The 13,512-nt window shown below is 66.7% G+C and carries 12 protein-coding genes; 3 read left to right on the top strand and 9 right to left on the bottom strand.

Annotation, left to right across the window (positions count from 1 at the left end; genetic code table 11):
• From HMPREF3014_RS25730 to HMPREF3014_RS25705, 6 genes are all read right to left on the bottom strand, one after another.
• Nucleotides 1-1,034, bottom strand: a 1,034-nt coding sequence (locus tag HMPREF3014_RS25730) for a TolC family protein (protein WP_070734400.1), incomplete at its 3' end; no start/stop codon positions are given.
• Nucleotides 1,034-3,193, bottom strand: coding sequence for a peptidase domain-containing ABC transporter (locus HMPREF3014_RS25725; RefSeq protein WP_003105688.1), 2,160 nt, complete (start codon nucleotides 3,191-3,193; stop codon nucleotides 1,034-1,036). The genes HMPREF3014_RS25730 and HMPREF3014_RS25725, both read right to left, overlap by 1 nt.
• Nucleotides 3,194-3,202: 9 nt before the next feature.
• Nucleotides 3,203-4,459, bottom strand: coding sequence for an HlyD family secretion protein (locus HMPREF3014_RS25720; protein WP_004351723.1), 1,257 nt, complete (start codon nucleotides 4,457-4,459; stop codon nucleotides 3,203-3,205).
• A gap of 96 nt (nucleotides 4,460-4,555) precedes the next feature.
• On the bottom strand, nucleotides 4,556-4,855 hold the full coding sequence (locus tag HMPREF3014_RS25715; RefSeq protein ID WP_003093484.1) for a type I secretion effector TesG: 300 nt from the start codon (nucleotides 4,853-4,855) through the stop codon (nucleotides 4,556-4,558).
• Between the two features lie 308 nt (nucleotides 4,856-5,163).
• Entirely contained in the window at nucleotides 5,164-6,957 is a 1,794-nt protein-coding gene (locus HMPREF3014_RS25710) for a cholesterol oxidase substrate-binding domain-containing protein (protein ID WP_003454247.1), read from the bottom strand.
• A 131-nt stretch (nucleotides 6,958-7,088) separates the two neighbouring features.
• Nucleotides 7,089-7,388 carry a hypothetical protein gene (locus tag HMPREF3014_RS25705; RefSeq protein WP_003093477.1) on the bottom strand — a complete coding sequence of 100 codons (300 nt, stop codon included), beginning with the start codon at nucleotides 7,386-7,388 and terminating at the stop codon, nucleotides 7,089-7,091.
• A 758-nt stretch (nucleotides 7,389-8,146) separates the two neighbouring features.
• Here HMPREF3014_RS25705 and tyrS point away from each other — a divergent pair.
• Nucleotides 8,147-9,385 (top strand): tyrosine--tRNA ligase, encoded by a 1,239-nt coding sequence (gene tyrS / locus HMPREF3014_RS25700; RefSeq protein ID WP_003105684.1) that lies wholly within the window; start codon nucleotides 8,147-8,149, stop codon nucleotides 9,383-9,385.
• A 28-nt stretch (nucleotides 9,386-9,413) separates the two neighbouring features.
• On the opposite strand, the gene HMPREF3014_RS25695 is transcribed toward tyrS, so the two are convergent.
• A complete protein-coding gene (locus HMPREF3014_RS25695) occupies nucleotides 9,414-10,670 on the bottom strand; it encodes an OprD family porin (RefSeq protein WP_003105682.1) in 1,257 nt (418 codons plus the stop codon).
• Nucleotides 10,671-11,034: 364 nt separating this feature from the next.
• Here HMPREF3014_RS25695 and HMPREF3014_RS25690 point away from each other — a divergent pair, with 364 nt between their 5' ends.
• Nucleotides 11,035-12,243: a Bcr/CflA family multidrug efflux MFS transporter gene (locus HMPREF3014_RS25690; RefSeq protein ID WP_003119068.1), complete on the top strand. Its 1,209-nt coding sequence runs from the start codon at nucleotides 11,035-11,037 to the stop codon at nucleotides 12,241-12,243.
• Nucleotides 12,244-12,328: 85 nt separating this feature from the next.
• A complete protein-coding gene (hpaR, locus tag HMPREF3014_RS25685; RefSeq protein ID WP_003093470.1) occupies nucleotides 12,329-12,751 on the top strand; it encodes a homoprotocatechuate degradation operon regulator HpaR in 423 nt (140 codons plus the stop codon).
• A 15-nt stretch (nucleotides 12,752-12,766) separates the two neighbouring features.
• Here hpaR and HMPREF3014_RS25680 read toward each other — a convergent pair whose 3' ends face one another.
• Nucleotides 12,767-13,009, bottom strand: a complete 243-nt coding sequence (locus HMPREF3014_RS25680) for a hypothetical protein (protein WP_003093468.1) — start codon at nucleotides 13,007-13,009, stop codon at nucleotides 12,767-12,769.
• A gap of 83 nt (nucleotides 13,010-13,092) precedes the next feature.
• The coding region (locus tag HMPREF3014_RS25675; RefSeq protein WP_177343987.1) for a cbb3-type cytochrome c oxidase subunit I at nucleotides 13,093-13,512 on the bottom strand (420 nt) is incomplete at its 5' end.

The raw sequence follows: 13,512 nt of genomic DNA, 5'->3' as shown, positions 1-13,512 counted from the left end.
TGCAGGCCGATGCTGCGGTCGCGTTCGCGGGTATCGCCGTTGAACGCCATCGCCTGGTCGCTATGGCTGCGTGCCAGGTTGGCGCTCAGCGCCAGGCTCGGCCGGCCGGCGGCGCGGCTTTCCTCCACCGAGGCGGCGGCGGCTTTCAGCCGCGCCTGGGCGGCGAGCAGCGCCGGATGCTCGCGGCGGGCTTCGGCGAGCATCTCGTCGATGGCCTTGACGAAGCCGGTGTCGGGTTGCGCCTCCAGCTCGCCGGAGAGGCGCAGCGGGGTATCCGGCGCCAGGCCCATGCGCAGGGCGATGACGCCGAGGGCGTTGCTCAGGGCGCCTTCGTCGCGGACCTGGGCGAGGCTCGCCTGGGACAGCGCGGTCTGCGCCTGCAGGCGATCGGAAAGGGCGGCGGCGCCGGCCCGGTACTTGGCGTCGGCGGCTTCCAGGTTCTGCGCCGCCAGCTCCGCGACCTGCCGCGAGGCGGCCAGGCTGCGCTGGGCGGCGAGGGCGTCGTAGTAGGCCTGGGCGGCGAGGGCGAAGGTGTTCTGCAGGGTCGCGTCCTGGCTGGCGTTGGCCGCCAGCAGCAACTGCTGGGCGTTGCGCAGGGCGGCGCTGCGGCGGCCGAAGTCGAACAGCACCCAGCTCAATTGGAGGCTGGCGCCGCGCCGGTGGCGATGGCCGTCGCCGGAGAGGTAGGGGGCATCGCGATAATCCATGTCGCTGTAGCCGCGACTGGCGTCGAGACGGCCGTCCAGGCGCGGCAGGTAGGCGGACTTGCCGATCCCGACCTGGGCCGCCTGGGCCTTGGCATTGGCCCAGGCGAGGCGGGTCTGCGGGTCGTGGCAGAGGATCCGCTCGATGGCTTCCTCCAGGCTCAGCTCGGTCGGTGGCGGCCCGCCGCGGCAGGGCAAACCGCTGCCGCCGAGGTCGTAGACCGCCTGGCCGGCGACCTGGCCGGTGGTGCCGAACACGTCCGGCTCGTAGGCGGCGGCGCCGGGAACCAGGCCGAGCAGGCCGCACAACAGGCCGGCGAGGGCACGCATCAGGCCTGCTCCCGCGCCGCGGCGGCCTGGCGTTCGGCCAGGCGCGCGGTGCTTTCGTCGAGGCTTACCTTGCCCTGGCCGAGGACTATCACGCGGTCCGCCGAGGCGATGGTCTCGGGCCGATGGGCGACCATGATGCGGGTGATGCGCAGCGCTCGAATGGCGGCGTTGACCCGCTGTTCGCAGTGTACGTCGAGGTGGCTGGTGGCTTCGTCGAGGAACAGGATGCGCGGCTTCTTGTACAGCGCCCGGGCCAGCATCACCCGCTGCTTCTGGCCGCCGGAGAGCACCGTGCCCATGTCGCCGACCAGGGTGTTGTAGCCCATCGGCATGGCCTGGATGTCATCGTGGATGGCAGCCATCTGCGCGCACTGCAGCAGCCAGGGCATGTCCGGTTGCGGGTCGAAGAAACTGATGTTGTCGCTGAGCGAACCGGCGAACAGCACGTCGTCCTGCAGCACCGTGCCGACCAGTTCGCGCAGGCCGTCCAGGCCTAGTTGCGCAAGGTCCAGGCCGGCCATGCGGATCTGTCCCTCCACTGGCGGGAGGATGCCCAGCAGGACGTTGAACAGGGTGCTCTTGCCGCAGCCCGAGGGGCCGACGATGGCCACCGACTCGCCGCCGGCGATGCGCAGGTCGAGGCCGTCGAGGACCCAGGGCTCCTGTTCCGCGTAGCGGTAGCGCAGGCCCTGGATCTCGATGCTCGCCTCGCGCTCGCGGAGGTTCTCCGGGAGGATGTCGCCGTGGCTGACCTCCGGGGCCTGGAGCACGATGTCGGCCAGGCGCTCGCCCTGCAACTGGAGCATGCGCAGCTCGAAGAACTTGTCGATCAGGCTGCCGACGCGGCTGTCGAACTGCGACTTGTAGGCGTTGAAGGCCATCAGGATGCCGACGCTGAACTGGCCGTCCATCACCATGGTCGCGCCGAGCCAGATCACCAGCAGGTTCTCCACGCCGAACAGCAGGCCGTTGAGCTGCTGGTAGAACAGTTGCAGCTTCTGCGTACGCAGGCCGGCGTTGATCTGTTCCACCAGCAGGCCGAGCCATACCGAGCGGCGCTCGTCCTGGCGCTGGAACAACTTCAGCGGGCGGATGCCGCGCACCGTCTCGAGGAAGTGGCTCTGCTGGCGCGCGGCGTGGACGATCTGCTCCTCGGTGGCGTTGCGCAACGGCCGGTACCAGATCCAGCGGCCGAGGGCGTAGAGGCTCATGGCGGCGATGGCGATGGCCGCCAGTGGCGGACTGTAGAGCAGCATCATGCCGAGGGTGGCGACGGTCATCAGGCCGTCCAGCACCGCCGAGAGGAAGGCCGCGGTGAGGGTCTGCTGGATGCTGTTCACCGCGCCGAAGCGCGACACCACGTCGCCCAGGTGGCGCTTCTCGAAATACTGCGCGGGCAGCCGCAGCAGGTGGCTGAAGACGTTGGCCTGCCACTGCACGCCGAGCAGGGTGCTCATGTGCATCATCACCCAGGCGCGCACCCCGCTGACCGCCTGCTGCATCAGCAGCAACAGGCCGAAGCCGATGGCCAGGGTGCTGAGCAGGTCACGGTCTTCGCTGACGATGACGTTGTCGATGGTCCATTGCAGGAAGAACGGACTGATCAGCGAGAACACTTCCAGCGCGCCGGCGAGCAGCAGCACCTGGGCCAGCGAGCGGTACAGCCCGGTGACCTTGCCGAGCATGCCCAGCAGCTTGATCCGCGGCGGCGCCTCCTGTTTCTCGAAGCCGCTCTCCGGCCAGAGTTCCAGGGCTACCCCGGTGAAGCTCCGCGAGACTTCCTCCAGGCCCAGCCGGCGCTGGCCGTGGGCGGGGTCGTGGAGCACCGCGCCGCGCCCGTCGACCGCCTTGAGCACGACGAAGTGGTTGAAGTTCCAGTGCAGCACGCAGGGCAGCTTGAGCTTGCCGAGGTCGCCGAGGTCGAGCTTCACCGCGCGGGTGCCCAGGCCGAGGCGGTGGGCGGTCTGGATCAGTTGCTTGAGGGAGATGCCCTTGAGCGATACGGAGAAGCGCCGGCGCAGTTCCATCAGGCCGGTATGGTGGCCGTGGTAGCCGGCGATCATCGCCAGGCAGGCCAGGCCGCATTCGGTGGCTTCGGTCTGCAGCACCAGCGGCAGGCGGCGGCCCAGGCGCAGGGCGAGAGCGTCGAGAAAGGCCATGGGTCGTTCCTAGAGTTTGCCGGTCAGGCTGTAGAGCGGTTCCAGCACCCATTCGTAGAGGCGCCGGGTGTCCTGGAGGATGTCGGCGTCCAGCAGCATGCCGCTCTGCAGCGGACGCGGCTGGCCGTAGGCGGTCACCGCCTGGTCGTCGAGGGTTACCCGCAGCCGGTACAGCTGCTCGCCATCCTGGCCGAGCCCCGGTACGCCGCCGACCATGCTGGAAAGCTCGGCATAGGAGACGCTGGCGCGGGAGATCGACTGCACCTTGCCGTGGTACTGGCCGAACTTCTGGTACGGATAGGCCTGGTAGCGGATCAGCACCGCGTCGCCCGGCCGGATGAAACCGATGGACTTGCTCGGCGCGTAGAGTTCGGCCTGCAACGGGGTGTCGGCGGGAACGATGCTCAGCAGCGGACGCGAGCTGTCGACGGTCTGCCCGGCTTCGGCGAGCACGGCGGTGGCGATGCCGCTCTCCGGCGCGGTGACCAGCAAGGTGCGCTTGGCTTCGCTTTCGGCCAGGTCCTGCTCCACCGCGCTGAGCTGGCGGCGGGTTTCCGCGAGCTGGTTGGCCTGGCGCGCGGAAAGCCCGGCGAGTTCGTTGCGGCGCTCGGTCAACTGCTGCCGCAGCGACGTGCGTTCGCGCTCCAGGCCTTGCAGGGTCTGGCGCTGGCCGAGCAGCTCGGCCTGGCGCTGCTGCAACTGGTCCATGGAGATGTAGCCCTTGTCCATCAGCCCCTGGTAGCGCGCGGCGGCGTCGCTGGCCAGCGCCAGCAGGCGTCGCTGGCTGTCGGTCTGGGCGGCGAGGGTGGTGAGTTCGCGCTGCAGGCTGGCGACCTTGCTGGTCAGGCTGTCGCGCTCGTCGTCTTGCAGGCGGCGAAGCTTTTCCAGTTCGTCGCGCAGGGAGTCGCGGCGTTGTTCCAGGCGCCTGCTGATGCCGGCCTGCACCGGGCCGGCATCGCTGCCGTAGCGTTCGCTGGAAAGCACCATCAGGCGCTCGCCGCGTCGTACCGCCTGGCCTTCCTGGACGAACTTGCGCAGCACGATGCCGGCCTGCGGCGCGTGCACCTTGACCTGGCCGCTGGCGGGCACCAATTGGCCGCTGACGGTGCTGCGCTTGGTGTAGCTGCCGAACAGGAAGAAGCCCACCACCAGCAGCGCCATCGCCGCGGCCAGCAGGGTGAGAAAAGTGAAGGAGACCGGGCGGATCAGCACGATCTCGCCCAGGCCGCCGGCATGCTGGGCGTCGAGGGCTTCCTGGCGAAACATGGTGGCTGGATCCTGGATTCGAATAATACTTGCATGACACTCCGACACCCTTGCGAAAGTTCAAACGCATGAAGTGCCGGAGTGCGACTTTTCTAATTAGATGGTGGTGCGGCCTACATCACCGGGACCGAAGTTTTCCCGGTATTGGCCCAAGTAACCGACAGCCGTCTCTGCATTGGTGAAGAGACCGACCGTGCCCCCGGCAATAGCGCCCATTGCGGTTGGCACGATCAGGCCGACCAACTGGGAAAGAGCGCCGAAGCCGAAGCCGCCGGCACCGCCCCATTTCCCGCCGATTGCCATGCCCGTCGCGGCGCCGTCGACGGCGCCTACGATCATGCCGGAAAGAGTTCCACCCGAAACGCAGGTGACTTCAATGTCATTGAGTTCTTTCATTTCATATATCTCCTTTAGGCTTCCCATGAGTCTGGAAAGCCATTCGATGGTACTAATCCGAAAGAGTGGGATGAACTGCCAGGATTAGCGGTTTTTCATGGGCTCGATAATTCGTTTGACAATGAGTTTCAATATTCGGCGGATGAAGGTTTGCCACTCCGGGTAAACTTTGCGAATGATTAAGGCCGGTTCGTGCGACACCTCGATAAGACCTGTTGAACAAGTCAACGCCGTATCGAGGGCTCATTCATATCGGCTCCGGCCAACCGCTCTTCGTCCGAGTCAGTACGGCCTCGCATAGCGGCATTTCATGGCATCAGCCGGTCGAGCAGCGGCGAGCTGAACAGCCGATGCGGATCGGCTTCGTTCAACTGGCGCACCGCGCTGTCCCAATCGTTGTCTGCGACCAGGCCCTGGCGTAGCGACTGCGCCACCAACTGGTCGACCACCGTCGGCTCGTCCCAGGCGGCGGCGGGGCTGTAGCCCCAGCCCTTGCTCCACTCCACCCGCAGCGAGGCGTAGTCGCCGCTGAAGTGGTCGAACAGCCAGGCCTCGAACTCGTGGTAGAAGGCATTGGCCTGCGGGGTACCGGGCAGGCTGAGGATGTCCAGCCAGATCGCCGTGTCCCACTCCGGTTGGTCGGGGCGCGGACGGATCGCCGACAGGCTGGGCACCTGGGCGCCGGGAACGATCGACTCGCCGGGCTGGTCGAGCCCGCTGACGCGAATCTCCACCGGGCCGTTCATGGGGTAGTGGCCGTTGGCGCGGTAGGCGGCGACCATCGTCTGGTACTGCAGGTAGAACTCGTTGATCACCCGCTGCACGTCGCGACGCCGGGTCAGCACCGCGTAGCCGTTGGCGGTGACGCGCAGCGTGCTGGGCTTGATGTACAGCAGCAGGTCCTTGCTCCAGCCCCACAGGTCGTAGCCCAGGGTCAGCGCCATGCCGCCCACTACCAGGTCGTACTGCAGCTTGCCGAGCAGCGGGGTGAGTTCCGGGTGGCCGGTGTTGATCGCCGCCAGCAGGTCGGACAGCGCCTTGGGAATGTTGTCGGAGAAGGGGTAGTTGAACGGGCCGTTGACCGCGCGGGCGCCGAACGGGCAGCGCGGGGTCGGCGTCCAGACCTTCAGCCAGGGCTTGTCGGTGAAGGGGAACCAGATGGCCTCGGCGCGTCCGCTTTTCTGCAGGAAGCTGTCGAAGGTCCTTCCGCCGCTGCCGGCTGCGGCGAACATCTCGCTCGCCGGGATGTTCACGTAGCTCTGGCAGCGCATGCGCTTGTTGACCCCGGCCTGGAGGGTCGCCTCGACGATGAAGGCGCGTCCGAGGTGGACGAGGAACGGCGCGCAGGCCGGATCGTCGCGGCGGAAGGTCTTCAGCACGTATTTTCCGGCGGCGCCGTCCCAGACCACCGCGGTCAGCGCCACGATGCTGTTGCTCAGGGAGCCGTAGCTCTGCCCCGGCAGGCGGCTTTCGCCCTGCGCCGGGATGCCGGTGCCGTGGCCGTCGATGGCGAGCACCCCGCCGAGGGTCAGGTCACCCGGCGCCGGCGTGGCGACGAAGCCGAGCTTGACCCGCTCCAGTTGTTTCAGCAGGGCTTCCATGGTGACGCCGGTCTGCGCGCTGAACAGGCCGAACTCGCCCTGGGCGTCGATCCGTACGCGGGTCAGGTAACGGCTGGTTTCCACCAGCACGATGCGGCTCTCGCAGTTCTCGCCGCCTTTCAGCAGCAGCGGGGACCAGTTGTGACCCATGCCGCGCGGGCGCACCTTGAAGCCGTTCTGCCAGGCCCAGTTGACCACCGCGAGAACCTCTTCGTTGGTGCGCGGGGCGCAGCTCCAGAGGTCGTCGGCGGCGATTTCCCCCGACCAGTTGCGGAACGCCCGCCGATAAAGTTCGAGGCCGGCCGGAAAGCCTGCCGGCGCCGGACAACTGCTGGCGGCGGCTTCGGCGGGCTGGATGACGAAGGCCGGGGTCCAGCCGGCCACCAGGCCGACCGCGCCGAGCGTGGCACTCTTGCCGAGGAAGCTGCGGCGCGACAGGCCGCCGGATTCCTGGTCGGGATCGCCGACGAAGGCGTCGGCGTGCTGGATGAGGTCGTGCATGGCGGTTCTCCTGATCGGGGCGCTGGTCGCCCCTTCCCGGTTGCCGGGTCCTAGGTCGCCGCCGGGGGCGTCCGGGTCTCCGGCGACGGTGGAGGCCCGCTCCGCGACGGGAGCGGGCCGAGGTCCTGGGATCAGGTCCACTCGGTGTCGTAGTGGTAATCGATGCGGCTGGTGTCGCCGCCGAGCAGGCCGCCGACCGCGGCGACGCCCTTGAACACGCCGTAGCCGAGGGTGTCGGCCAGTTGATGGATGGGGGTCAGGCCGACGGCGTTGAACACCTTGCCGACCGAAGAGATGACCGACGTGTTGAGCAGGTCGTTGGACACCTTGACCACATCGACGATGGCATCGCCGACGAAGCTGAAGAGTCCGGCGCCCGATACCTGGTCGATTTCATCGAAGCTCAGTTCCTGAAGTGTGGCGAGTTGCATGGCGCTATTCCTTCATCAATCAAGTTTTGAGCGATAGCCGGCCCTCTCGCATAAACATCGGTTTGCGAAGATAGAGTGACTATCGGTTGCCAGCCGCTCTGGAAAAGTACTTTGCCGGCTGGTCGCTGAAAATTACTGATCTGCCGGCGAGAGTGTCAATCTGGGAAGTTGATAGGGTGAACTTGGAATATCCATGCTAGGCAAATGACGCCGATATTCTGTCAGTGGAATTGGTCGATGTTTTTTCGAATGCCGCGATAAGCATCTGGATATTGCTGATCCATTGATATTCGTGGGTACTGGGAAGCGGTTCGCTATTTTTATGAGATGATGCGCCAATCCAGAAAAGTATCGAATTATTGCTTTCGGAAAAAATTCAACTGCCTTGCTGATAGGTTTCTTCCGGTCGAGTTATTGAAGTCCATGTCCGGTCTTGCGTTGTTTTTCAAAGTAGAGAAACCGGCGTCATAAATTTGTGCGGATAACTGGCGGGCAAACTTTCCCAGGCTGCGCTTCTGTTGCGGGGAAGTGCTTCGGTTCGTGTCGAGGCGCTTTCCAGTCTTGACAGCCCGGCACAGGCGCGTAGAGTGCCGCGCATGAATCGTGCAGCCCTGACCTTCAAGCGCTATTACGCCTATCTGCTCCCTCATTGAGGCGGTAGATGCGTCGCTGCATTCCCGAACCGCCCGAGGCGGCGGTCCGGTGAACTCCCTCCCAACCTGTCTCCTCGGGCATCCACCGTGCCAAAGGAGATACCCGTGTCCGTCCCGACCCATCAGCAAGACCTGATCGCCCTGCTCGAAGAGCGTGGCTTCGTCCACCAGTGCACCGACCGCGACGGCCTCGCCGCGCACCTGGCCGCCGGTCCGGCAACCGCCTACCTGGGCTTCGACGCCACCGCCGACAGCCTGCACGTCGGCCACCTACAGGGCCTGATGCTGATGCGCTGGCTACAGAAGGCCGGGCACCGCCCGTTGCTGCTGATCGGTGGCGCGACCACCCGGATCGGCGATCCGAGCTTCCGCGATTCGAGCCGGCCGATCCTCACCGAGGCGCAGATCCAGGCCAACATCGACGGCATCGCCCGGGTTTTCTCGCGCTACGTCGAACTGCACGACGACAGCCTGGTGAACAACGCCGAATGGCTGGACGGCGTCGGCTACCTGGAGTTCCTCGACCGGGTCGGCCGGCACTTCTCGATCAACCGCCTGCTGACCTTCGACGCCATCAGGCAGCGCCTGGACCGCGAGCATTCGCTGTCGTTCCTCGAGTTCGGCTACACCCTGCTGCAGGCCTACGATTTCGTCGAACTGTCGCGCCGGCGCGGCTGCACCCTGCAACTCGGCGGCGCCGACCAGTGGGCGAACATCATCAACGGCGTGGAGCTGTCGCGACGCCAGGGCGGCGCCCAGCTGTTCGGCCTGACCATGCCGCTGCTGGCCACCAGTGACGGGCGCAAGATGGGCAAGTCGGCGCAGGGTGCGGTATGGCTCAACGCCGAGCGCCTGGCGCCGTTCGACTTCTGGCAGTTCTGGCGCAACTGCGATGATCGCGACGTCGGTCGCTTCCTCGCCCTGTTCAGCGAACTGCCGATGGATGAGGTGCGCCGCCTGGGCGCCTTGCAGGGCGCCGAGCTGAACGAAGCGAAGGTGGTCCTGGCCAATGCCGCCACCGCCCTGGCGCACGGCGAGCACGCCGCGCGATCCGCCGCCGATGCCGCGCGCGGGGTGTTCGCCGACGGTACGCGGGACAGCGGCCTGCCGGTGATGAAGCTATCCCGCGCGCGCCTGGCGCAGGGACTGTCGCTGACCGACCTGCTGCTGGAACACGCGATCCAGCCCTCCCGCAGCGCGGTCCGCCGCCTCGCCGCCGGCGGCGGCCTGCGCCTGGACGGCACGCCGGTCAGCGATCCGGACGCGCCGCTGGCGGGCGAGGTCGACGGGCTGCGCTTGAGCCTGGGCAAGAAGCAGCATTTGCACCTGCGACTCGAGGATTGAGGTGCCTGCGGCCCCAAGGGGCCGCGCTTCACCAGAGCTTTAGCGTGTAATTGACGATGAAGCGGTTCTCGTCCAGGTCCGCACCGTAGCGGCTGCGGTAGGTGATGTTGCGCCATTTCAAGGCGACGCTCTTCAGCGGTCCGCTCTGGATCACGTAGGACAGGTCGGTGTTGCGCTCCCATTCGCTGTCGTCGGCGCGGCCGGCGCCGCGGTCGATGTCGCGGCCCTGTACATAGCGGGTCATGAGGTTCAGGCCGGGCAGGCCGAGGCCGGCGAAGTCGTAGTCGTAGCGCAGTTGCCAGGATTTCTCCTGCGGTCGGGTGAAGGTCTGGTAGGCCATGAGGTTGGCCACGTAGGGCGTGGTGTAGCCGTTGAGCACCGGAAAGGCGTCGTTGCCGATCATCTTCTGGACACCGATGCCGAAGGCGTGGGCGCCGGCGCGCAGGGTGAGCATGGCGTTGAGGTTGCGATTGTCCACCGGCCCGGAGATCGCCGCGCCGTCTTCGCCGCTGTCGAAGTAGCGCAGGTCGCTGCGCAGCGACAGCCCTTCGCCCAGCGGCAGGGTGTGCAGCAGGCCGAGATAGTGCTGCCGGTAGATGTCCTTGAGCTGGCCGTAGTAATAGCTGGCGCTGAGCCGAGGGGTGAAGGCGTAGGTCGCGCCGGCGAGATTGAACTCGTCGCTGGCGTGGGCCTTGTCGCGGCCCATGATGTACATGTCGTCGCTGCCGGCCGACTCGCGGGTGCGCGACTTCCACAATTGCCCCGCGGTGAGGGTGAGACCCTCGATCTCGCTGGAGGTCAGCAGCGCGCCGTCGAAGGTCTGCGGCAACAGGCGCACGTCGTCGCGGAACGCCACCGGCAGTTGCGGCATGAGGATGCCGACCTGTAGCTGGGTCTGCGAATAGCGCAGCTTGGCGGTCAGGCCGAGGTGACTGTAGTCGTCCACCGGCTCCTTCGAATTCGCTCCGAACGGCAGCGTGCCATCGTTGCTACGCCCGCGTCCCGAGTCGAGCTTGACGCCGAGCAGCCCGGTAGCATCCAGGCCGAAGCCGAGCGGGCCGCCGGTGAAACCGGATTGCAGGCGCAGGACGAAGCCCTGCGACCAGTTGCCGGCCTGCGATTGGGGCGCATCGTGCTGGCGGTAGTCGCGCAACTGGTAGAAGTTGCGGAGGTCGAGGTGGGCGCTGCTGTCCGCGAGGAATTCCGCTTGCGCGGCGAGGGGCAGGAGGCCGAGGCCAAGCGCATAGCTGCGCCAGGCGCACGGGCGGGGGCATGCCGTGATCATCGATTCTTCCCTTGGTTGTTGTTCTTGTAGGTATGGGTGACGCCGATTGCACGGTGAGTTTTAGCATATTGTTAACTTGTTAATGAAGTGTTGGCGATCCTCCTGGAAGCTTCGCTAGCTTCTGACCCTTTCCATGCTCATCGAGCATTGACGGTAAGGCGCTGGAGAGCGAAGCCTGCCTGGAATCTTTTGCCTTCTGCGCATTTGGTTAATCTGTTAACGTTGTCGGCCCGCGAAAGGAGCCAGGCCCGCGCGCTGCCAGGGTGAACGAGGTCGCGGCGCGAGGATTTCCCGGACGGCGAACTTGCATCCGCGTGCACGGCGGTGTCGTCTGGACCGAAAGGCGAAGAAGAGGAGGGCGAGCGTGCCTGCGAGTGCATCGAGGATTCAGGTCGGAAGCGGCGAAGGACGCCTGTTGCTGCTGTTGTCGGCGCTGGTGGCGTTCGGCCCGCTGTCGATCGACATGTATTTGCCGAGCCTGCCGGCGATCGCCGCCGATCTCGGCGCCAGCGATGCCCAGGTGCAGCGGAGCATCAGCGGCTTCCTGGTCGGCTTCTGCTTCGGCATGCTGTTCTACGGCCCCTTGTCCGACCGTTTCGGCCGGCGCCCGGTGCTGCTGGCCGGTATCGCCTTGTACCTGTTCAGCAGCCTGGCCTGCGTGCTGGCCGACAGCGCGGGGCAACTGGTCCTGCTGAGGGTGCTCCAGGCCCTCGGCGGCGGCGCCGCGTCGGTGCTGGCGCGGGCCATGGTGCGCGACCTCTATCCGTTGGGCGAGGCCGCCCGGATGCTGGCATTGATGCACATGGTGACCATGCTGGCACCGCTGGCCGCGCCGCTGCTCGGCGGCTACCTGATGCTCTGGGCCGGCTGGCGCGCGTTGTTCGTGGTCCTGGCGCTGTTCGCCGGGCTCTGCCTGCTGGCGGTCTGGCGGGTCGCCGAAAGCCACCCGCCGGAGCGCCGCGGCGGCAGCCTGGCCCAGGCCTTTCTCGCCTATGGGCGGCTGCTCGGCGACCGTCGCGCGCTGGGCTACGTGCTGTGCATGGGGCTGGCGTTCGCCGGGATGTTCGCCTACATCAGCGCCGCGCCATTCGTGTTCATCGAGCATTTCGGCGTGCGCGCGGAGCGCTTCGGCTGGTTCTTCGGCCTGAACATCCTCGGCGTGATGCTCGCCACCTGGTGCAGCGCGCGCCTGGTGCGCCGCCACGGTCCGCGGCCGCTGCTGCGGGCCGGCAGCCTGCTGGCCTGCGTGTCCGGGCTGTTCCTCCTCGGCTATGCGGCGCTCGGCGAGCGGGGCGGGTTGTGGGCGCTGGTGCCGGGGTTGCTGTGCTTCGTCAGCGTCACCGGCCTGCTCGGCGCCAACTGCATCGCCAGCCTGCTGGCGTTGTATCCCGGACAGGCCGGGGCGGCTTCGGCGGTGGCGGTGTCCGGGCAGTTCGGCCTCGGCTGCCTGGCCAGCCTGGCGGTCGGCTGGCTGGCGCTGCCCGGCGTGCTGCCGATGGCGCTGGTGATGGCCGTCTGCGGCGTCGGCAGCCTGCTCGCGCTGGGCTTGGCCCTGCACGGCGGAAACCGTTGATTTCCTTCTGCATACCCGCATGCAGCCTGTGTTTTTTCCGCTACTCTTCTGCACTTTCGAAACCAGTCATCCAAGCTCGGACCCTATGTCAACGCCAAGACCCTCCCTGACCCTGACCCTGTTGCAGGCTCGCGAAGCCGCGATGAGTTTCTTCCGCCCCTCCCTCAACCAGCACGGCCTCACCGAGCAGCAGTGGCGGGTGATCCGCATCCTGCGCCAGCAGGGCGAGATGGAGAGCTACCAGTTGGCCAACCAGGCCTGCATCCTGCGCCCGAGCATGACCGGCGTGCTGGCGCGCCTGGAGCGCGACGGCATCGTCCGGCGCTGGAAGGCGCCCAAGGACCAGCGGCGGGTCTACGTGAACCTGACGGAAAAGGGCCAGCAGTGCTTCGTCTCCATGAGCGGCGACATGGAGAAGAACTACCAGCGCATCCAGGAGCGGTTCGGCGAGGAAAAGCTCGCGCAGTTGCTGGAACTGCTCAACGAGCTGAAGAAGATAAAGCCCTGAAGCGACTGGCCGGCGTCATGCCGGCCAATTCTTGTCCCAGTGCCGGCAGTCGCCCTGGCAGCGACCGGGACAGCCGCAGCCGGTGCGGCTCCTGCCGGTTTCCCGCTCGACCCGGCGGGCCACCTCCTCGTCGTCGGCGAACGGCAGCATGCTCGCCTGGTCCAGGGTCTTGGCGTGGCGCAGGCTCCAATGCACGCCGAAGAACAGCACGGCGACCGCCAGCAGCTCCAGCAGGATCTCGCTCCAGCTGAATTCCATGATGATTCTCCTCGTCGGCTGTCGAGCCTTGCCCGCAGCGTGGCGGGCGAGGCTCGGGAAGGGAAGGGACGCGCTGTCGCGGCTCAGGCCATGCGGGCCGCCGCGAGGATTCCTTCCGGGCGCGCCTGGCGTACCGTGCGCCAGGTGTTGTAGCTCATCAGCAGCATGCCGGTGAGGAAGAACCCGCCACCGACCAGGCGCACGATGAAGCCCGGATGGCTGGCCACCAGCGACTCGACGAAGGAGTAGGTCAGCGTGCCGTCCTCGTTGACCGCGCGCCACATCAGGCCCTGGGTGATGCCGTTGACCCACATCGAGGCGATGTAAAGCACGGTGCCGATGGTGGCCAGCCAGAAGTGCGCATTGATCAGGCCGACGCTGTGCATCTTCTCGACCCCGTAGACCTTGGGAATCAGGTGGTAGAGCGAGCCGATGGTGATCATCGCGACCCAGCCGAGGGCGCCGGCGTGGACGTGGCCGATGGTCCAGTCGGTGTAGTGGGA

Source organism: Pseudomonas sp. HMSC065H01 (assembly GCF_001815235.1).
GTDB classification, from domain to species: domain Bacteria; phylum Pseudomonadota; class Gammaproteobacteria; order Pseudomonadales; family Pseudomonadaceae; genus Pseudomonas; species Pseudomonas aeruginosa.
This window is presented reverse-complemented; position numbering and strand designations above follow the sequence as displayed.